This is a genomic window from Paenibacillus sp. Soil522 (assembly GCF_001428245.1).
GTDB lineage: Bacteria > Bacillota > Bacilli > Paenibacillales > Paenibacillaceae > Pristimantibacillus.
In genome coordinates this window covers 14,960-34,443 of record NZ_LMRV01000047.1, presented here as the reverse complement: position 1 = coordinate 34,443, position 19,484 = coordinate 14,960, and the positions used below count along the sequence as shown (strand labels likewise).

Below are 19,484 nucleotides of genomic sequence, written 5' to 3'. Positions count from 1 at the left end.
CTGACGAGCTTTTTTCGATTTCATAAGGCTACTGCCGATTCCACACAAGCATTTTACGCTGAAATTGCTTCGGTGAGCAGTCGTTATACTTTTTGAACATTTTATAAAAATGGGCCATATTCGGCATCCCGATCCGCTCGCCAACCTCCGAAATGCTTAAATCCTTCGTCAGCAGTATCCGCTCCGCCCACTTCACCTTCCGGTAATTCACGTATTCCGTAAACGATAAGCCAATCGTCTTTTTAAAGTATTTAACGAAATAGTAGTAGCTCATATTGGCGATTTTGCAAACCTCTTCGACTTGAATCCGGTCGGTCAGATGGTTCTCTATATAATCAAGAACGGGCTTAAGACGGATGCGTTCGAAATTATCCTGCTCGATCAGCACCTTCCGGCTGTCATGACGGAGCAGGAGCAGCAGTATTTGCTTAATGAGAACGCTAACTGCCAGCTCGTAGCCGGTTTCCTTGCGCGATGCTTCATTCAAAATTTGCTGAATGCATGAAGCGGTTTGCTGCTTTACGGCACTGCTTTCCTGAAATATATAATTCGCTGTGCTAAGCGGCTTCTGGGTTTCCGAAAAATAACGCATATAAGGGATCGTGCTTTGATCAAAAAAAGGCTCTAGATCGAATTGAAGCACGATATAATCCAGCAAGCTAAGGCTGCGATCGCAATGCAGCTCGGAGGCTCCGATGAGCATGACATCCCCGGTCGTTAGATGGTAACATTCCTCATCTATATAAACGTCCAGATTACCCTCAAGAATTAGCAACAGCTCAAGCTGCTTATGATAATGCCAGTTTGTAAATTCATCAAGATCACGCATCGTTTGAAATATGCGCAGCGACAGCAATGGGTTCTCGTATGCGACTTTTTCATTTATGGCTTCCAATTTACTGTTCCCCCTTGGCGCTGCATGACAATATCCTTATTGTAGTGAAAGCGCTCGTTATTAGCAATAAGGGATGCATCATTATCATTATGGCGTTAAAATATAGGGAATAGGAAGGCCTCGAAGAAATGAGCGGGAAAGGGCTGAATGACGCCAAATGGACAAGGATTCGATTAAGGATTTGAGGCTGGATAACGTATTGCTGTTGGATCGGATGGATGAACTGGCTGAGACGGATGTGTTATATCCATTCGCATTAGATGAGCTGCTTTGCAGAGGGACGGGGCAGGGAGGGCCGGCTATTTGTCATATATGGCGTCATCCAAGAGGATTTGTAATGGGGCTTAGAGACAGCCGATTGCCTGGAGCGGCTGAAGCTGAGCGCCTGCTGCAATCAGAGGGATGGTCTACTGCTGTCCGCAATTCTGGCGGGGCCGCGGTTCCTCTAGACCTTGGCATTATTAATATTTCTCTTATTTTGCCTAAGTCTAACGCAGGCTCTTTTCATTTTCATGACGATTTTGAACGGATGTACGGGCTGATCCGTCATGCGCTGAAGGGGACTGGCTGCCGGGTTGACAAAGGTGAAATACAAGGCGCATATTGTCCGGGTGATTTTGATTTAAGCATTAACGGCTATAAGTTTTGCGGAATCGCGCAGCGGCGTCAGACACATGCCTATATCGTGCAAGCATTTATCGTTGCCGAGGGGGAGGGACAGGAGCGGGCGAGCTTCGTCCGTTCGTTCTATGACAAAGCCGCGGATGGGAAATGCGTTAACAACTATCCATTGGTAAGAGCTGAAAGTACGGCTAGTCTGGAGCAATTGACGGAGCTCGGCCGGGGAGCGGGACAGGCTTTCGCGGATGCCGTCAAACGGATAATAAGGTCGCAGCAAACGGAGGCTGGTTTGATAGAAGCGGAGGCGAGGCTGGTGATGCCGACCTCCGAACAGATTTTGGCGATGGTAAAAGTACTGCGCTCAAGGTATGCGATTCAAGAGCATTAAGATGATCAGACAAATAAGCATTCCGCGCATTGCATGAGGTTGGCGGTCGTCTCTTGAAGCTGCTTCTTGAGCTGATCGAATGGCCAAATGCCATTGTTCGCATGAATGTCGTTAGCGATCAGCTTCAGCATCCAGAGTGAGAATAGGCAAGAAAATAAATAATAGCGGCGTCTGAACATAGGCGCATTCATGAGATGGCCGTTCTGCCCGCTTAGCTCAAGGTAACGGTTCAGCAATCGCTCGCGTATATTTGTCGTCATTTCTTTAGGAAATATCGGATGAGATAAATCGATAACATGATATAGATCCCAATAACGGCTGTTCAGATGAGCATGCTCCCAGTCGAGCACTTTAACCTGTCCGTTTACGGCTGCGTAATTGCCAAGATGCAAATCTCCGTGCGAAAGAACAAGTTCATCCGCTGCAAAGCTTTCTTGCCGCAACAGGGCGAGCAAGGCTGATCGTACAGGTGCAGAAATGCTTGGCCTTTGGAACGTGGACTTACACGGCAGCCTATCTTGGAGCAGCAGCTCAACGCGTATTGCTTCTGCCGAAGGCTTCGGCCCTTGAAGCGGCGCATGGTGCAAATGCGTGACCGGTAAAGCATGCCATTCCGCTATATAAGATAGTAAAGCAATTGCTGTATCTTCCTCGAAAGTATGCGTTAAATGGCCTAAATCCTCGAACAAAATCCAATTGACTGAGAAATTATGCGGTTGGGAACGGGCGAGCATCTTTGGGTTAATGGGAGGAAGGGCTGACAATATTTGCTCGTACACCCATGCCTCTTTGCCAATCTGATCATTGTTCGTAAGCGGCTTAAAGATCATCGTATCGGATGGCGTAACGTAAATCCGCTCGACGCAGCTGCCGTTCATTCCCTTATATAGCGTTTCTCTCTTCCATATTTTCCCGTCGTCGATCCGGCCGTCAGGCTTTACGATGGGATGCATCAGGTTTCCTCCTTTCCCGGATGTGCCGGATAAATTTCATTTCGATTAACGTTCGGACTTTCGTATGATCTGATTAATGACCTCCGAGAACACGAGACCGATCGCAATGGCTCCCGAAATCATGAATGCTTCAACGGCCAGCTGTACTGCAATGTCATAGTTGTCTTCCACGACGTTCCTCATCGCGTCATACGCGAGTCCGCCAGGTACTAGCGGGATAATGCCCGAAACGCTAAAGACGATTATGGGTGTTTTGTACAGCTTGGAAAATAACTGGCTAATTACGGTGACGACAAAAGCGGCAATAAGCGTCGACGGTATGGCATCCAAAGCTAGCTGCGTACAAGAAACGTAAATGAACCAGCCGATCATGCCGACAGCTCCGCAGTGCGCAAGCGTACGCTTCGGAACGTTGAAGATAATGCCGAAGGCGGCCGAAGCTGCGAAGCTCGTGAATAGCTGTTCCAGTATCGTCAACGTGATGCACCTCCAATTCCGGTTAGTAGATCGAGAGCACTGCGGCAATTCCCGCGCCGATAGCGAACGCAGTGAGAAACGCTTCCGCCCCTTTCGACAGCCCCGATACGAGATGGCCGGCCATCAAATCCCTGACAGCAGCTGTAATATGTAAGCCGGGCACTAAGGGCATGACCGAGCCGATGATGATTTTATCCAAATCGAATCCGAACCCATTTCGTACAAACAGCACGGACAGCGTCCCGATCAGCAAAGCGGTTATAAACTCGGCAAAAAACTTTATCGGAACGATTCGGTGCAGCTTCACCAGAAAAGCGAAGCCGAGTCCGCCGATCAGCAGGACAGGGATAAAGTCGCGCCAGCTGCCTTGGAACATGATGAGAAAGCAGCCGCTCGCTATAGCTGCCGCCATTATTTTCAGCCAGGGGGGATAAACATAGGCAGCCGTATCTATTTCTTGCAGCAGACGATGAGCATCTCCCGCTGAAAGCTTACCTGTGCTAATTTTTCTTGAAATATCGTTTACTAATGATACCTTGAGCAAATTAGTCGAGCGTTCGGAGATCCGAATGAGTCTCGTCAACTGGGATGAACCGTCGATCGCGAAAATAATGCCGGTCGGCGTTACGAAGCTGTGCGAGTTTTCGATGCCGTATGCTGCCGCAATCCGTACCATCGTATCCTCGACCCGGTAGGTTTCGCCGCCGTTTTGCAAAATGATTTTACCGGCTAATAAACAAATTTGAGTGATCTCGTGGCTGTTCATGATTGTTTTATCCATTCTGTCCTGCCCCCTTAAACGAGCGAAGTGAATGTCATTGCACGTTCTTCGTTTGCTGCTCGAATTCGGAGCGGATACGGGCGAGCAGAGCGGGATCTGCAAATACGTCGTAAGCGGTAGCAGCGAGCATTTTGGCGCCAAAGAGCATGCCGTCGAGTGCATAATCGGTAATAGCGGCATCGCGGAACGCTTCGGTATGAAGCAGCAGCCGATCCTGCACCACCTTGACGAAAGGATGGATCGCCGGGCAGCGAACGGAAACATTTCCTAGATCAAGCGAGCCGTGATCCTTGCCTACCTCAATCTGCTCCGGTCGGATGCCTGCTTCTAGCAGATTCGCGTTGAACTGCTCGGACAATGCTTCATTGGTAAGGAGCTCGTCATAAGAAAACTCGAAATGGTTGGTCGTGAGCGTGCACCCGGTCTGCAGAGCCGCACCTTCCGCGCAGCGCAGCACTTTGGCTGTAAGCTCATTGGTGTAGGTCCGGGAAGCCGATCGAACATAAAATTTGGCCGATGCATAGTCGGGAATGATGTTTGGCGCTTTGCCGCCATTGTCGATAATGCCGTGAATACGCGTGTCGCTGCGCGTCTGCTGGCGAAGCGCATTGATGCTGTTGAAAAGCTGGAGCACGGCGTCGAGCGCATTTATGCCTTCATACGGGCTCGCGGCTGCATGTGCGGCTAAGCCGGTAAATTCAAATTGCACCGCATCGAGCGCGAGCGATTCGCCTGAGCGTTCGAAGGTATGGTAGGGATGAGCCATTAGCGCAAAATCGCAGTCATCAAATAAGCCAGCTGCCGCCATCGGCACTTTAGCGCCGCGCGTCTCCTCGGCGGGGGTACCGTAAACGCGGATTTTTCCGCCGATTCCGCTGCCTTGGAGAGCGGCCTTGAGGCCGACTGCTGCGGCAATGCTCATCGAGCAGATGAGATGATGCCCGCAAGCGTGTCCAATTTCCGGCAGCGCATCGTATTCGCATAGGAAGCCGACCGTCGGTCCGGGCTTGCCGGAATCGAATACGGCGATGAAGGACGTTTCGATGCCAAGAATGCCCCGTTCAACCTCGAAGCCGTATTTGGTGAGCTCGGTACAAAGCAGCCCGGATGCGAAATACTCCTCATGGCCAAGCTCCGGGCGGCTGCCGACGGAGCGTGATATCGTGCGAAACGCTTCAGCATATTGATCAATTTCGCTAAAGATAGATTTTTTATCGGACATTTTTAACCTCCTGAATTTTTGCGATACAGCGGGCTCCTACCGCATGCCGTGTATTTTTTTGAATTGCTCAGGGCTTAGACCTTCAAGCCGCCTGAATACGGAGCTGAAGTAGCTGGGGGAATCGAAGCCGACGCGATGTGCGATTTCGTGCATTTTGATATCGCTCTCGCGGAACATCAGCTCTTTGCTCCGATTGACGCGCTCCCGGTTAACATACTCCATCGGCCTCATTTTCAGCGCCTTCTTGAACAGCAAGCATAAATACTGAGGCGTTACATCGATACAGCTTGCCAGATCCTTTATCGTAATGAGCCCGTTGTAATGCGATTCAATGTACTGAAGGGCGGGATGCAGCTTCAAATAGCTCTGCTCCACCGAATGCGAGCTAACAAGAATAACCTTCATCAAATCGAGCAAAAACATATAAACCAGCTTTGAGCATTCGAGCCCGAGAAAGGAGCGGCCGGATTGCGTCATCGCGAAAATATTTTTCATGTGGGTAACAATCATATCATGATCGGCAGTCGAATAAACACCGGATTGCGTAATGCCGGCCTGCCTGAACAGCTTATCGGATAAATCGCCTCTAAAGCTCATCCAAAAGACTTCCCATGGCTCCTGAATCGAAAAATATTGATGCTGCTCGTTCGGAAAAAGGCAAAACCCTTGTCCGGCGCGGACGGTCATTTTCTGATTGCCAAGGTGGAGTTCGCCTGATCCTGCGATGACCTGCAGCCATTGAAAATGGGGATACCCGTTCGGACGGTCGATCGGCTCCTGATTGCTCCAATGTCCGATGCTGGTGAGATAAACCGGGAGAGTCGTATCCGTCTCTGTCAAAATCGGAAAAACCATCGTATCGATAGCAGCAGCCTCCAGTTTCATATTTTTAAAGCGATGCGAAAATACTATTATTTAGTTGGATCGATGAACGATATATAATATGAATATCATTATAGTATATCCAATAATGTCTACAATCAAGATGAAACTGGAGGCTGCTGAGATGAGTTTGAAATTTCCCCCGATAAGCGGGAAAATACCGCAAATGCTGCATGGTGCAGATTATAACCCAGATCAATGGCAGAAATATCCTGAAGTGCTGGAGGAAGATATCCGGCTTATGAAGCTTGCGCATTGCAATGTCATGTCGGTCGGTATATTTGCATGGATGGCCATTGAGCCTGAGGAAGGCGTATTTACATTCGAATGGTTAGACACGCTGCTTGATAAATTTGCTGCTAACGGCATTTATGCTTTGCTCGCTACCCCAAGCGGAGCGCGTCCGGTATGGATGTCTCAAAAATATCCCGAAGTGCTGCGCGTAGCTCCAAACGGCATTCGCAATTTACATGGCGCGCGCCACAATCATTGCTTCACTTCCCCGGTTTACCGCGAGAAGGTAACGATTATGAACACAAAGCTGGCTGAGCGCTATTCCGGTCATCCTGCCGTTATCGGCTGGCATATTTCGAACGAATTCGGCGGCGAATGCCACTGCTCCTATTGCGAAGAGGCTTTCCGCGGCTGGTTGAAAACGAAATACAGTACCGTCGAGGCGCTGAACGATGCTTGGTGGACGACGTTCTGGAGCCATACGTATACCGATTGGAGTCAAATCGAGTCTCCGACTGAACGCGGCGAGAAGGCCGTTCACGGTCAGAACGTAGACTGGAGAAGATTCGTAACCGATCAGACGGTAGATTTCTGCCGTCATGAAATCGAACCGCTGCGCGCTGCTAATAGCGAGCTTCCGATTACGACGAACTTCATGCTCGATTTCGAGCCGCTTAATTATTGGAAATTTACCGATCTGCTTGACATGATCTCATGGGATGCTTACCCGACATGGCATGACAACGGCGGAGACGATAGCGAGCTTGCTGCGTGGATCGGCTTTAACCACGACGTATTCCGTTCGCTAGGCGGCGGCAAGCCGTTCATGCTGATGGAAAGCACGCCCAGCATGACGAACTGGCAGCCGGTAAGCAAGCTGAAGCGCCCGGGCATGCATATGATGTCCTCCCTTCAAGCGGTCGCGCATGGCTCCGATACGGTGCAATATTTCCAGTGGCGCAAGAGCAGAGGCTCGAGCGAGAAGCTCCATGGTGCAGTCGTTGATCATGTCGGCCATGAGAACACACGCGTATTCCGTGACGTTGCGGATCTTGGCGCTGCGCTAGCGAAGCTGTCCGAGGTCGTGGGCACGACGGTAAAGCCGGAGGTTGCGCTTATTTATGATTGGGAGAATCGCTGGGCTGTGAAGGATTCGCAAGGACCCCGTAATGGCGGCCTGCATTATGAAGAAACGGCGAAGCGCCATTATCGTCCGTTTTGGGATCTCGGCGTGCCTGTCGATATTATTGACTCGGAATGCGATTTTGATCAATACAAGCTGCTCGTTGCGCCTATGCTGTACATGGTTCGTCCGGGTGTTGGCGAGCGCATTGAACGATTCGTTGAAAATGGCGGTATCTTGGTGACCACCTATTGGAGCGGCATCGTGGACGAGAATGACCTATGCTTCCTGACCGGCTTCCCGGGACCGCTGCGCAAGACGCTAGGCATTTGGTCCGAGGAAATCGATTCGCTGCATGATCACGATTCGAACCGCGTTGTCATAACGGACGGGAATGCGCTAGGACTAAGCGGCGAGTATACGGCACGTGAGCTATGCGATCTTATCCATCTCGAGGGCGCAGAGGCGCTTGCGGTATACGGAGAAGATTTCTACGCCGGCCGTCCGGCATTAACGGTTAATCCATTTGGAGCGGGCAAAGCCTATTATATTGCATCGCGCAACGAGTCGGCATTTACGAACGATCTGCTTGCGGCCATTGTTAAGCAGGAGGGCATCAAGCGCGTGCTTGATTCGGAGCTGCCGCCTGGCGTAACCGCACAATTGCGGACTGACGGCATAAGCGATTATGTATTCGTATCCAACTTCAGTGCAGATGAAGCCGCTGTTGCGCTGGACGGACGCAGCTATACTGATTTGTTAGCGGGCGAAGAAGTTAGCGCAAGTTTAGATTTGGCTGCATATAGCTGCCGTATTTTAAAGCGCGAATCGAAATAGGCTGATCATCCTAATCAAAGCTGTGAGTAACGTACGAGATTTTTGTACGCTGCGCACAGCTTTTAAACATTTAATTAGGTCGGATAACCTCGGTCACAAGTCCGTAGGTTTATTTTTATTTACCGAATCATAAAAAAATAATGTCGAATTTAACATTCCGAAAACATTTCTGTGGATTCCGCTTGATGCTTACGACCTATAGTATGTGAAAGAGGAAATTGTAGGAAGGGTGAGTGTGAATGACAGCGACTGTTCTGGAGAAAGATAAATACGCAGTAAAAGCGGAGAGTGAGAGTACCAATCCGAACGCACTGATAAGCGGAGATTGTTTATCTGAAATTGGCAAAGCGAAGGAATCGACAGGACAAGCTTCCGGTCAAAAGGCGGTTCATTCTGTCACAAAGGGAGTACAGCCTCAAGCTGGTCAGTCCGTGCGTCTAAAAGATTTTTTGCGACAGGCACCGACGATTACCGGCAAGCAAACATGCCGGGAGACGATTGCGGTGTTTAAGAAGCATCCGGAATGCGAATGTGTCATCGTAACGACTGATCAAGGAGTTCCTGCCGGTTTGATGATGCGCAACCGTTTTTTCTTGAAGCTGGGGCATCGCTTTAGCGCGGATTTGTATGATAATAAGCCAATCATGAAGCTGATGGATGCGAACCCGTTGCTTGTGGATTATGATTATGCGCCGCAGCAGCTCATTGATAGCGCATTAAGCCGCCATGACAGCGTGCTTTATGATTGTGTCATCGTCACGTTAAACAGTAAACTCGCCGGCATTTTGACCATCTCCGATATGCTTAAGCTATCCAGAATGCTGCAGCAGGAAGCGATTGACGCCCAAATGAGCACGATTCGCTCAGCGGAGCAGCGCGTGAATGAAATCGAACAGGCGGTTAACAGCGTACGCGAGTCGACAGCGGAGGGTGAGTCCTTGTCGGTTGAGATGGTAGATTTGACGCTTACCGGGAAAAATGAGCTTGATAAAGTAACGAAGGCTTTTGAGGCTATCGTAACGAATTCGCAGCTGCAGGAAAAGCGGATGAACGAGCTGCAGGCGGAAGCGGGCTCTATCAGCAAAGTATCTTTATTAATCAAGGAACTAGCGGAGCAGAGTAACTTACTCGCATTAAATGCCTCAATAGAAGCAGCGCGCGCAGAGGAGCATGGCCGCGGCTTTGCAGTAGTGGCGGGTGAAGTCATGAAGCTTGCCAGTCAAACGAAGCAATTTGCGAATGAAATTACAACCCTAACAAAAACGATCGTCGATGCAATCTCACATACGACTACACTCGCGCATGACGGCCGTTCCGCAACTACAGCGAGCGAAGCGCATGTCAATGAAGCGGTGGAGGCATTTAACCGGCTGTTCCGTGCAGCGGCAGATAACCGGAATAGCGCGAAGCAGATCGGCTCTTTATCCGAGCAGGCACATCAGCAATCGATTCATGTAGCCGGCGAAATGAAGAAATTGCAGAAGTCCTATTTTTAACATGGAGTTTACAAAAACAGAATACCCGATTTACAAACGGATAGTAGTATAAGAGGCACGGGGGGACAACCCTAACAGACAATATACGAGGAGTGGTAGAGTTGTTGAAGAAAAAGGGCTTTAAGGGGATCTTGATGTTGTCGATGGTGGCAGTGCTGGTATTCGCGGCTGCATGCGGTAACAATACAAATGGTGGAAACGCAACAAATAAAAATACAGGCGCTGCTAATAACGCAACAAACACTCCAACTGAAGAAACTGCTGCATTGTCAGGCGAAATTAAAATCGACGGTTCAAGTACGGTATTCCCGCTTACTGAAGCAGCGGCTGAAGAGTTTAACAAAGAACATAAAGACGTTCGTGTACCTGTCGGCGTATCCGGTACAGGCGGCGGCTTCAAACAATTTTGCGCTGGCGAAATTGCAATCGCAGATGCTTCCCGTCCAATTAAAGACGAAGAAGCTGCTACATGTAAAACAGCAGGCATCGAGTATACAGAACTTACTGTAGCATTTGATGGTTTGTCCGTAGTCGTTAGCAAAGAAAATGACTTCATCGATCACTTGACGGTTGAAGAGCTAAATAAAATTTTCGTAACGGGCAGCACAGTAACAACTTGGAAAGACGTTCGCGATTCATTCCCTGCTGAGCCGATCGTAATGTTCTCGCCAGGCGCTGATTCCGGAACTTACGATTACTTTAATGAAGCAATCCTTGATAAAGCAGGCATCCGCAACGATAAAGCAATCAGCTTCTCGGAAGATGACAACGCGCTTGTTCAAGGCGTATCCGGCAGCAAATACGGCATTGGATACTTTGGCTTTGCTTACTTTGAAGAAAACCAAGATAAATTGAAGGTCGTTCCGGTTGACGGCGGAAAAGGCGCTATCACACCATCTAATGAAACGATCAAAGACGGCACGTACGCACCATTGTCCCGTCCGCTCTTCATCTACGCTAACAACAAAGAGCTTGAGCGCCCTGAAGTTAAAGAATTCGTGAAATACTACATCAACAACATTGGAACATACGCTGGCGAAGTTGGATATGTAGCTCTTCCAGACGAGCAATACGCAACGGAAGCGGCAAAAATCCAATAAGCAGCTAAAATGCCGAATGACAAAATGTGATGTCCCTCGAGACATCACATTTTTCACGGCTCATATGTAAACGAATTGTAAAGGCAAGAAGGAGGACGCCGTAATGCCAAGGCAAGGGATACAAACGATCAGTGAGGCTCAAACTACAAGCAAGGAAACTTATGATTTCAAAAATAAACGCGTAAGCATCATGAATAAAGTGATGCCAATCCTATTGTTTCTATGTGCTTCCGTTTCCGTTCTTACAACAATAGGTATTGTCGTAACGCTCATCTCAGAAACCTATCAGTTCTTTCAAAAAATACCGATTTTTGATTTCATGTTTGGGACAAAATGGTCGCCGCTAATTCCGCCCAAAAGCTTCGGTGTTCTGCCGCTCTTGTCTGGAACGCTCATGATTACGCTAATCGCCTGTTTAGTAGCCATTCCCCTTGGTTTGGCAAGCGCCATATACTTATCGGAATATGCTCCGAAGCGTGTCCGCAAAATTATTAAACCGATTTTGGAAGTGCTCGCGGGAGTACCGACAATCGTATATGGTTACTTTGCGTTAAGCCTTGTAACGCCTCTTATTCAAAGCATATTCCACAGCGCTGGGGTGTTCAATGCGCTGAGTGCCGGTATCGTAGTCGGCATCATGATTATTCCTATGGTTAGCTCGCTAAGCGAGGACGCGATGTCGTCAGTGCCGCGCAGCTTGCGCGACGGCGCTTATGCGCTTGGCGCTACAAGATTCGAGGTCGCTTTGAAAATTGTCGTGCCCGCTGCCTTCTCGGGAATCGTGGCCTCGGCCGTGCTTGCCTTCTCCCGCGCGATCGGCGAGACGATGATCGTAACGGTCGCTGCAGGCTCTACGCCTAATATGACCGCAAATCCGCTCGACAGTATCCAGACGATGACCGCTTATATCGTTCAGGTCAGCCTTGGAGATACGCCGCACGGAACGGTTGAGTATGGATCGATCTTCGCGGTCGGCATGACGTTGTTCCTCATTACGTTCCTGCTCAATATTCTTGCCCAGTATATCGCAAGAAAATTCAGAGAGGAGTATTAAGATGAACTTATTTCAAGATGCGAACCGTAAGCAAATCGCAAACAGGCGGAAAACGGATTGGATGCTGCATATCCTGTTCGTCGTCGCTACCTCGATCGGCGTTATCGCGCTTTGCGCGCTAATCATAGATATTTTAATCGATGGTATTTCCCGGATTCAGCCGGACCTGTTCACGAATTTTCCGTCCCGTAGAGCGGAAGGCTCCGGCATGAAGTCTGCGCTTGTCGGTACGATTTATATGCTGTTTATTATGGCGCCCGTTTCCTTTATTTTCGGCGTAGGAGCGGCGATTTATTTGGAGGAATATGCAAAGAAGGGCCGGATTACCCGGATGATTCAGCTTAATATCAGTACTTTGGCAGGCGTTCCGTCTATCGTATACGGTATTTTGGGCTTAACCTTGTTTGTCCGTCTTCTCGCGCTTGACCGCAGCCTTATTGCCGGCGCATTGACAATGACATTGCTTGTGCTTCCTATCATTATTGTCTCCGCACAGGAAGCGATCCGCGCAGTTCCCAAATCGCGCCGCGATGCGTCGTTCGCGCTTGGCGCAACCAAATGGCAAACCGTATACCGGTCGGTCATGCCGTCGGCTCTTCCGGGCGTATTGACCGGTGTCATTCTCGCGATGTCGCGGGCAATTGGCGAGACGGCGCCGCTCGTTATGATCGGAGCATTGACTTACGTCGCGTTTTTGCCAGAGGGTCTCAGGGATTCGTTTACCGTTATTCCGATTCAAGTGTACAACTGGTTGTCTAAGCCTCAGCTTGAGTTCAAGGAGCTAGCGGCCAGCGGTATTATCGTTCTACTCGCGCTGCTGCTGTTAATGAACTTCTCAGCTATTCTGCTTCGCAACAAGTATCAGAAGAACGTTTAAAGCGGGTTGTGAGGCGAAAGCTGGCGAAGTTCGTTTTGCGATGAAAAAATTCAGTTTAAGCCTGCATGAAGGTTAAGCTTAACTGCGTATATATAGGAGGAGAACGATTTGGAAGCACTTATCAATATTAACAAATTGAATTTGTTCTACGGCGCTTTCCACGCTTTGAAGGATGTAACGCTAACGATACCGGAGAAAGCGATCACCGCTTTCATCGGGCCATCCGGCTGCGGCAAGTCGACGCTGCTTCGTACGCTGAACCGTATGAACGATATGATTCCCGGTACCCGGATCGAGGGCGGCATTTCGATAGGCGGAACGGAAATTTATTCGAATGAAGTGGATGTAGAGACGCTCCGCAAAAAGGTAGGCATGGTGTTTCAGCAGCCGAATCCTTTCCCGAAATCGATTTATGACAACGTCGCATACGGACCTCGTCTGCACGGCATTACGAGCAAGCGGGAGCTCGATGAGATTGTAGAAACGAGCTTGAAATCCGCCGTATTGTGGGAAGAAGTTAAGGATCACCTGAAGCGATCCGCATTCGGCCTATCCGGCGGACAGCAGCAGCGTCTTTGTATTGCCCGCGCCCTTGCGGTAAATCCGAATATTTTGCTCATGGATGAGGCGACATCAGCACTTGACCCGATTTCCACGCTGAAGATCGAAGAGCTGGCTCAGGAGCTGAAGGATAAGTACACGATCGTGATGGTTACACATAACATGCATCAGGCAGCCCGTGTATCGAACCAAACCGTGTTTTTCTTAAATGGAGAGGTCATTGAATACTCGGATACGGAGAAGCTGTTCTCCAATCCGACCGATCAGCGCACGGAGGATTACATTAGCGGACGCTTCGGCTAAGCCATCCTTTTATTACACAAACCTTAAGCCTACGCTATCTAAGTAGGTTTGATTCATAAACCTTATAGGAGGAATGCCGTATGACCATACGTAAAGAGTTTGACCAGGGACTTGAGCATCTTCATGATCTGCTTATTGACATGGGTACATTTGTGGAAAAAGCGCTCGCAGAATCGATGGAGGCGCTGAAGGCGGTCGATATCGAACGTGCAAAGCAGGTCATAACAAAAGATCCGACGCTCAACCAAATGGAAGAAAAAATTACTGAAATCGGTTCGAAGCTAATTGCGACACAGCAGCCGGTCGCTAAGGATTTGCGCCGCATCTTGTCCGCTTTCAAAATCGCCAGTGATTTGGAGCGGATGGGCGATCTTTCCGTCGATATAGCGAAGGTTGTATTGCGTTTGGAGGGGCAGGAGCTTATTAAGCCGTTGATCGACTTGCCGCGTATGGCAGAAATCGTTCAGTTGATGACCTATGAGTCGATTCAATCGTTCATTCAGGAAAACGTGGATTTGGCCTACAAAATGGCGAAGGACGATGATCAGGTCGACGCCCTTTACGGACAAATTACCCGCGAGCTTTATTCGCTTATGATGGAAAATCCCAGCAACATTACGCAATCTTCTCTGCTTGCCTTCGTTGGCCGCTACCTGGAAAGATTCGGCGACCATGCGACGAACATCGGTGAAAGCGTCGTTTACCTCGTAACGGGCAGCAGACCGGATTTGAACGTATAAGAAAAACGAAACGATACTTAAAACCGTTTAAGCCCTTATGCTTAGACGGTTTTTTTATGAGGTTAGGATAAAAGGACTACAATCTGCCGGATTTTACCGAGAATTAACTCTTTTATGCATCTCCAATCACAATTGGCTGTTAAAGTTATACATAAAATAACAGAACGAGATAACGGTTGATCGAGAAGGACGAGCCGATTCTCAGGCTTACTGAAAAAGCGTTGGAGCGTCTAACCTCCAGGCTGCGGAAGTCATGGGAAAAAGGAGCAAGCGAGCATCGCGCAGACAAGGAATTTGAGGTCAGCATCGGCATGGCTGCCGCCTTTCCTCCTGCAACTGGCCGTTCCTCGGAAACGGTTATTTACCGCATGCTGCTCGATGCGATGGAGCAGAGCGCATATAATATGTCACCCGGCATTGACCGTAGTGAAGCGGTTTTGGAGAGCAACCTGGAAATGGCGGGCTAAATGGTACAACGATTTCTTCGGCTTCGGTCTTGGCGATGATCTTATCCGATATTTAGCTGATGTATTGCGTAAGGAGCAAAGTCTGCTCGGCGGCGGCGACGATTTTATCGGGAATATATGCGGCGATGATTTCATCACGGTTACGGGTGCAGAGGTCGCAGAGCGCCTGTGTCAAGCGTTGATAAAAAGATTCGATGACGGCATCAAAGCGTTCTACGGCGGCGCTCAAATAACGACTGTTGAGGATCGGCACGGCAATCTCGTAGAGCAGGAGGGCGTAACCCTCTCGCTGTCACTCATGATATGGGATGGCGAGGTACCACTTTCGACCGAGGATATTCCGAGGCTGGCGGCAAAGCTGAAGAAGCACGCAAAAGCGCTTAAGGGCAGCGTCTATGTCATGGACCAAATAAAAGGAATGCATCATAGAGAGGAACGAAATTGAACTTGAGACAACTTCAGGAGTTAGTGCAGCTAAACGTCGCGGAAAACGGGAGCTCAGGCCATCTCGGTATCATTTATTTGTCATGGCATTTTCCAGCAGCTAATCGGAAGAACAATGTGTGCTCCTTGCAGGAACAATGGCGTGTTTTTGCAGAGCATGAGGTGGAAGCGGCACTTAGCGGCTCCCTGCTTTATAAGGGCTTGCAGTGGATGAATGATGATTTGTTCATTCATATGCGCCTGCCATCCGACCATCACTCTCTGTTGGAGGGCTGGCTTCTTGAGCTTGCGCATAAGCATACTGCAGTGTGGGAGCAGCGCTTTGCACAAGGTCTGCGCAGTGAGGACAAGCATCAAGCGGAAGGAAAGCTGCATGCGGGCGTTGCTGTCGTTACGGCCGATACGCACATGATGGATGGATCGATTTGGTATGAAGCGATGAAAAAAGCGATTTTGCACGGTCAATCGGCCGATGCGATGGAGCGCAGCTTAAAGCGCAGAGCTATCGAGCGTTTAATAGGCGAGCGTTTAATTCAGCCTGTCTATCAGCCCATCGTTTCACTGCAAAATCAGGGAGAAGTATTCGGCTACGAGTCGCTTACACGCACGGAGGACCGGACGTGGTTTCCGGGACCGCTTGAGCTGTTTCTGTTTGCGGAGCAGGAGGGGCTGACCTATTCGCTTGACCGGCTCGCAAGGGAGAAGGCGATTGATGGCTGCATGCCGTTAGGGCATGAGCAGAAGCTGTTCATAAACGTAATGGCGCAAATTATGGAGGATCCCAGCTTCTCGCCGGGACAGACGCTTAGCCTGCTGGAACAGCACCGATTGTCGCCGCATAATGTCGTGTTTGAAATTACGGAAAGAAGCTCGATTGCCGATTTCGGCTCCGTGAAGAAAGCGCTGGAGCATTATCGAAGCCAAGGCTATCAGATCGCAATCGATGATGTAGGAGCGGGCTATTCGTCGCTGCAATCGATCGTCGAGCTGCGGCCGGATTATTTGAAGGTGGACCGGTCGATCATTCAAAACATTCATCTCGATGAGATGAAGGAGCATATTTTGTATACGTTAATCCAGCTGGCCGCCAAAATGGATATATCAATCATCGCCGAAGGCATTGAGCTCGAAGAGGAGCTGGCCAAGGTGCGTGAAATGGGGATCGAGTACGCGCAAGGGTATTTGCTGGGCAGGCCGTCTGCTTTTCATTCGGCTGTGCAGTATTAAATAGAGAGGGGCTTTCCTTAGGCTGCGATGCTTGGGGAAAGCCCTTTTTGTGGTATACTTATGGGTATATATGCTACATAAAGAAGGTGTTGATCCCATATGGAAAAATGGATGCTAATTGACGGAAATAGTATAGCTTACCGCGCGTTTTTCGCGATGCCGCCGCTCACGAATTCAGCTGGTCAGCATACGAATGCGATATTTGGTTTTACGACGATGCTGCTTAAGCTGCTCGAGCAAGAAAAGCCGACTCACGTGCTTGTGGCATTTGACGCCGGCAAAATTACGTTCCGTCATGAAGGCTATAGCGAATATAAAGGCGGAAGACAAAAGACGCCGCCGGAGCTATCGGAGCAGTTTCCGGTGCTCAAGGAGCTGCTGCATGCGTTCAGCATTGCGCAGTTCGAGCTGTCCGGCTATGAGGCCGATGATATTATCGGTACTTTGACGAAGGCGGCAGACGAGAAGGGCGTGCCGACTGTCGTCGTTACCGGCGATAAGGATATGCTGCAGCTCGCATCGGACAAGGTAACTATAGCAGTTACGCGTAAGGGTGTCAGCGAGGTTGACCTGTATACGCCGGAAGCGATTCAAGAGAAATACGGACTCGTACCGAATCAAATTATCGATCTCAAAGGGCTGATGGGCGATACCTCCGACAATATTCCGGGCGTGCCGGGCGTTGGCGAGAAAACAGCGCTTAAGCTGCTGCATGAGCATGGCACCGTCGAGAGCGTTCTGGAAAATCTGGACAAGCTGAAGGGCAAGCTGAAGGAAAACATCGAGAACCATAAGGATGACGCCACGATGAGCAAGAGGCTGGCGACGATTTTTCGTGAGGTGCCGATTGAGCAGGGTATCGATGAGATCCGCTATGACGGCTATAACGGCATGAAGCTGGCGGAGGCATTCCGCAGGCTCGAATTCAAATCGCTTATCGAGCGGCTGCAATTGGGCGCGGAAGCGGGAGATATGGAAGAGGAAGCGCAGGCTGCTGCTGCAGACTTAAATATCTATGTGATCGATTCGGACAATGATGCGGATGCTTTGGAGAAGCTCGTTCAGTTGCTTGAGAAGTCGGACAAAAACGGCTTGTTTGTAGAAGCGATAGGCGAAAATCCGCATCATGCAGAGCTAATCGGCCTGGCGGTCGCCACAGAGGAAGCGGTATTTGCACTTCCGTTCTCCGTGCTGAAGCAGCCCTTCGCGGCGAAGCTTCGCGAGTGGCTGGAGCAGCCCGGCAAGCCGAAGTACGGCTTTGATCTGCATAAGATAGAGCTCGCTTTCAAATGGAGCGGGATCCGCTTCGAGGGAGCGGCGTTCGATGTGCAGCTGGCCGCTTATTTGCTTGATCCGACAGACGCGAGCCAGACGCTTAGCGGAATCAATGAGAAGCAGCGACTATCCACCTTGCCGTCTGATGAGGCCGTTTATGGTAAAGGCGCGAAGTTCAAGCTGCCGGACGCGGATACGCTTTACCGGCATCTGGCGCTGAAGGCCGAAGCGGTTCGCCAGCTGGTGCCTTTATTGACGGAAGAGCTGAATCGTACCGGCATGAGCAAGCTTTATTTTGACATGGAGCAGCCGTTGTCCCGTATTCTTGCAGGCATGGAGCATTTGGGCATCAAGGTGGAGAAGGAAGAGCTCGAAGCGCTCGGACGCGATCTGGAGCGCCAGTTAACGGTTATCATTAGCGATGTGTATAAGCATGCAGGAACGGAATTCAATATCGGGTCACCGAAGCAGCTTGGCGAGATTCTGTTCGATAAGCTTGGACTGCCCGCTAAGAAAAAGACGAAAACAGGCTATTCGACCGATGCCGAGGTACTGGAAGAGCTGGCTCCTTATCACGAGATCATTCCGCTTATTTTGCATTATCGTCAGCTCTCGAAGCTGCAGTCGACCTATGTGGAGGGGTTGCTAAAGGAGGTTCGCAAGGAAACCGGCAAGGTGCATACGTACTACCGCCAGACAATAGCCGCAACTGGACGTCTGAGCAGCCAGTACCCCAACCTGCAGAACATTCCGATCAGGCTGGAGGAAGGCCGCCAAATCCGGAAAGCGTTTGTTCCATCAGAGCCGGGCTGGTTCATTCTGGCAGCCGACTATTCGCAGATCGAGCTTCGCGTGCTTGCGCATATCGCTGACGATGAGAAGATGAAGGAAGCGTTCATCGAGGATATGGACATCCATACGAAGACGGCTATGGACGTATTCGGCGTTTCGGCCGATCAGGTCGATTCCAACATGCGGCGCTCGGCGAAGGCGGTAAACTTCGGTATCGTCTACGGGATTAGCGATTTTGGCCTTTCGAGAAACCTTGGCATATCGCCGAAAGAAGCGGGTAAATTCATTGAGAACTATAAGGAAGTGTTCAAGGGTGTCAGGCAATATATGAGCGACATCGTACTGCAAGCGCGGCGCGACGGCTATGTGGCTACGATGCTGGAGAGGAGACGTTATTTGAATGACATAAACGCCTCCAACTTCAACGTGCGGTCCTTCGCGGAACGGACGGCGATGAATACGCCGATTCAGGGCACTGCGGCAGATATTATTAAGCTGGCGATGGTGCATATGGATACGGCGCTGCGCGAACGCAAGCTGAAGAGCCGCATGCTGCTTCAAGTGCATGATGAGCTTGTATTCGAAGTGCCGAAGGAGGAGCTGGAGCTGATGAAGACGCTTGTGCCCGAAGTAATGGCGGGAGCGCTCAAGCTTGATGTTCCGCTTAAGGCAGATGTGAGCTACGGTGACAATTGGTACGAAGCAAAGTAGCCCATTGCCTTGCAGTTTCGGTTA

The 19,484-nt window shown here is 49.9% G+C and carries 18 protein-coding genes; 12 read left to right on the top strand and 6 right to left on the bottom strand.

The genetic code is table 11. The features are described 5' to 3' along the window. Window positions 1-28: 28 nt before the first annotated feature. Window positions 29-895, bottom strand: coding sequence for an AraC family transcriptional regulator (locus tag ASG81_RS15960; RefSeq protein ID WP_056636179.1), 867 nt, complete (start codon window positions 893-895; stop codon window positions 29-31). Between the two features lie 157 nt (window positions 896-1,052). On the opposite strand from ASG81_RS15960, the gene ASG81_RS15955 reads away from it, so the two are divergent. Next, window positions 1,053-1,904 (top strand): lipoate--protein ligase family protein, encoded by an 852-nt coding sequence (locus ASG81_RS15955; protein ID WP_056636176.1) that lies wholly within the window; start codon window positions 1,053-1,055, stop codon window positions 1,902-1,904. Between the two features lie 5 nt (window positions 1,905-1,909). On the opposite strand, the gene ASG81_RS15950 is transcribed toward ASG81_RS15955, so the two are convergent. Genes ASG81_RS15950 through ASG81_RS15930 form a run of 5 tightly spaced genes read right to left on the bottom strand, consistent with a single transcriptional unit; the run spans window position 1,910 to window position 6,222 of the window. Next, a complete protein-coding gene (locus ASG81_RS15950; RefSeq protein ID WP_056636173.1) occupies window positions 1,910-2,857 on the bottom strand; it encodes a phosphotransferase family protein in 948 nt (315 codons plus the stop codon). A gap of 45 nt (window positions 2,858-2,902) precedes the next feature. Beyond that, window positions 2,903-3,334, bottom strand: coding sequence for a threonine/serine exporter family protein (locus ASG81_RS15945; protein WP_056636170.1), 432 nt, complete (start codon window positions 3,332-3,334; stop codon window positions 2,903-2,905). A gap of 22 nt (window positions 3,335-3,356) precedes the next feature. Then, window positions 3,357-4,115: a threonine/serine exporter family protein gene (locus ASG81_RS15940; RefSeq protein WP_056636166.1), complete on the bottom strand. Its 759-nt coding sequence runs from the start codon at window positions 4,113-4,115 to the stop codon at window positions 3,357-3,359. A gap of 34 nt (window positions 4,116-4,149) precedes the next feature. Next, window positions 4,150-5,337: a M20 family metallopeptidase gene (locus tag ASG81_RS15935; protein WP_056636162.1), complete on the bottom strand. Its 1,188-nt coding sequence runs from the start codon at window positions 5,335-5,337 to the stop codon at window positions 4,150-4,152. A gap of 36 nt (window positions 5,338-5,373) precedes the next feature. Continuing rightward, entirely contained in the window at window positions 5,374-6,222 is an 849-nt protein-coding gene (locus tag ASG81_RS15930) for an AraC family transcriptional regulator (protein WP_081417374.1), read from the bottom strand. A 121-nt stretch (window positions 6,223-6,343) separates the two neighbouring features. Here ASG81_RS15930 and ASG81_RS15925 point away from each other — a divergent pair, with 121 nt between their 5' ends. From ASG81_RS15925 to polA, 11 genes are all read left to right on the top strand, one after another. Further along, on the top strand, window positions 6,344-8,413 hold the full coding sequence (locus ASG81_RS15925) for a beta-galactosidase (protein WP_056636158.1): 2,070 nt from the start codon (window positions 6,344-6,346) through the stop codon (window positions 8,411-8,413). Between the two features lie 239 nt (window positions 8,414-8,652). After that, window positions 8,653-9,909, top strand: a complete 1,257-nt coding sequence (locus ASG81_RS33715) for a methyl-accepting chemotaxis protein (protein ID WP_056636155.1) — start codon at window positions 8,653-8,655, stop codon at window positions 9,907-9,909. Between the two features lie 101 nt (window positions 9,910-10,010). Beyond that, window positions 10,011-11,009 carry a PstS family phosphate ABC transporter substrate-binding protein gene (locus ASG81_RS15915; RefSeq protein WP_056636152.1) on the top strand — a complete coding sequence of 333 codons (999 nt, stop codon included), beginning with the start codon at window positions 10,011-10,013 and terminating at the stop codon, window positions 11,007-11,009. Between the two features lie 190 nt (window positions 11,010-11,199). Then, the gene (pstC, locus tag ASG81_RS15910) at window positions 11,200-12,063 is read left to right on the top strand and encodes a phosphate ABC transporter permease subunit PstC (protein ID WP_235548893.1); all 864 of its coding nucleotides are present in this window, start codon (window positions 11,200-11,202) and stop codon (window positions 12,061-12,063) included. A 1-nt stretch (window position 12,064) separates the two neighbouring features. Beyond that, entirely contained in the window at window positions 12,065-12,940 is an 876-nt protein-coding gene (gene pstA / locus ASG81_RS15905) for a phosphate ABC transporter permease PstA (RefSeq protein WP_056636145.1), read from the top strand. Window positions 12,941-13,048: 108 nt separating this feature from the next. Beyond that, window positions 13,049-13,804, top strand: a complete 756-nt coding sequence (gene pstB, locus ASG81_RS15900; protein WP_056636142.1) for a phosphate ABC transporter ATP-binding protein PstB — start codon at window positions 13,049-13,051, stop codon at window positions 13,802-13,804. An 80-nt stretch (window positions 13,805-13,884) separates the two neighbouring features. Beyond that, window positions 13,885-14,544: a phosphate signaling complex protein PhoU gene (phoU, locus tag ASG81_RS15895; RefSeq protein WP_056636139.1), complete on the top strand. Its 660-nt coding sequence runs from the start codon at window positions 13,885-13,887 to the stop codon at window positions 14,542-14,544. Window positions 14,545-14,720: 176 nt separating this feature from the next. Continuing rightward, the gene (locus ASG81_RS15890) at window positions 14,721-15,011 is read left to right on the top strand and encodes a hypothetical protein (protein WP_056636135.1); all 291 of its coding nucleotides are present in this window, start codon (window positions 14,721-14,723) and stop codon (window positions 15,009-15,011) included. Then, window positions 14,971-15,456: a hypothetical protein gene (locus ASG81_RS15885; protein ID WP_056636132.1), complete on the top strand. Its 486-nt coding sequence runs from the start codon at window positions 14,971-14,973 to the stop codon at window positions 15,454-15,456. The genes ASG81_RS15890 and ASG81_RS15885 overlap by 41 nt, the downstream gene beginning before the upstream one ends. Continuing rightward, window positions 15,453-16,682: an EAL domain-containing protein gene (locus ASG81_RS15880; protein ID WP_056636129.1), complete on the top strand. Its 1,230-nt coding sequence runs from the start codon at window positions 15,453-15,455 to the stop codon at window positions 16,680-16,682. Before ASG81_RS15885 ends, ASG81_RS15880 begins: the two co-directional genes overlap by 4 nt. 99 nt (window positions 16,683-16,781) lie before the next feature. Continuing rightward, window positions 16,782-19,460 carry a DNA polymerase I gene (gene polA / locus ASG81_RS15875; RefSeq protein ID WP_056636126.1) on the top strand — a complete coding sequence of 893 codons (2,679 nt, stop codon included), beginning with the start codon at window positions 16,782-16,784 and terminating at the stop codon, window positions 19,458-19,460. Window positions 19,461-19,484: the final 24 nt, after the last annotated feature.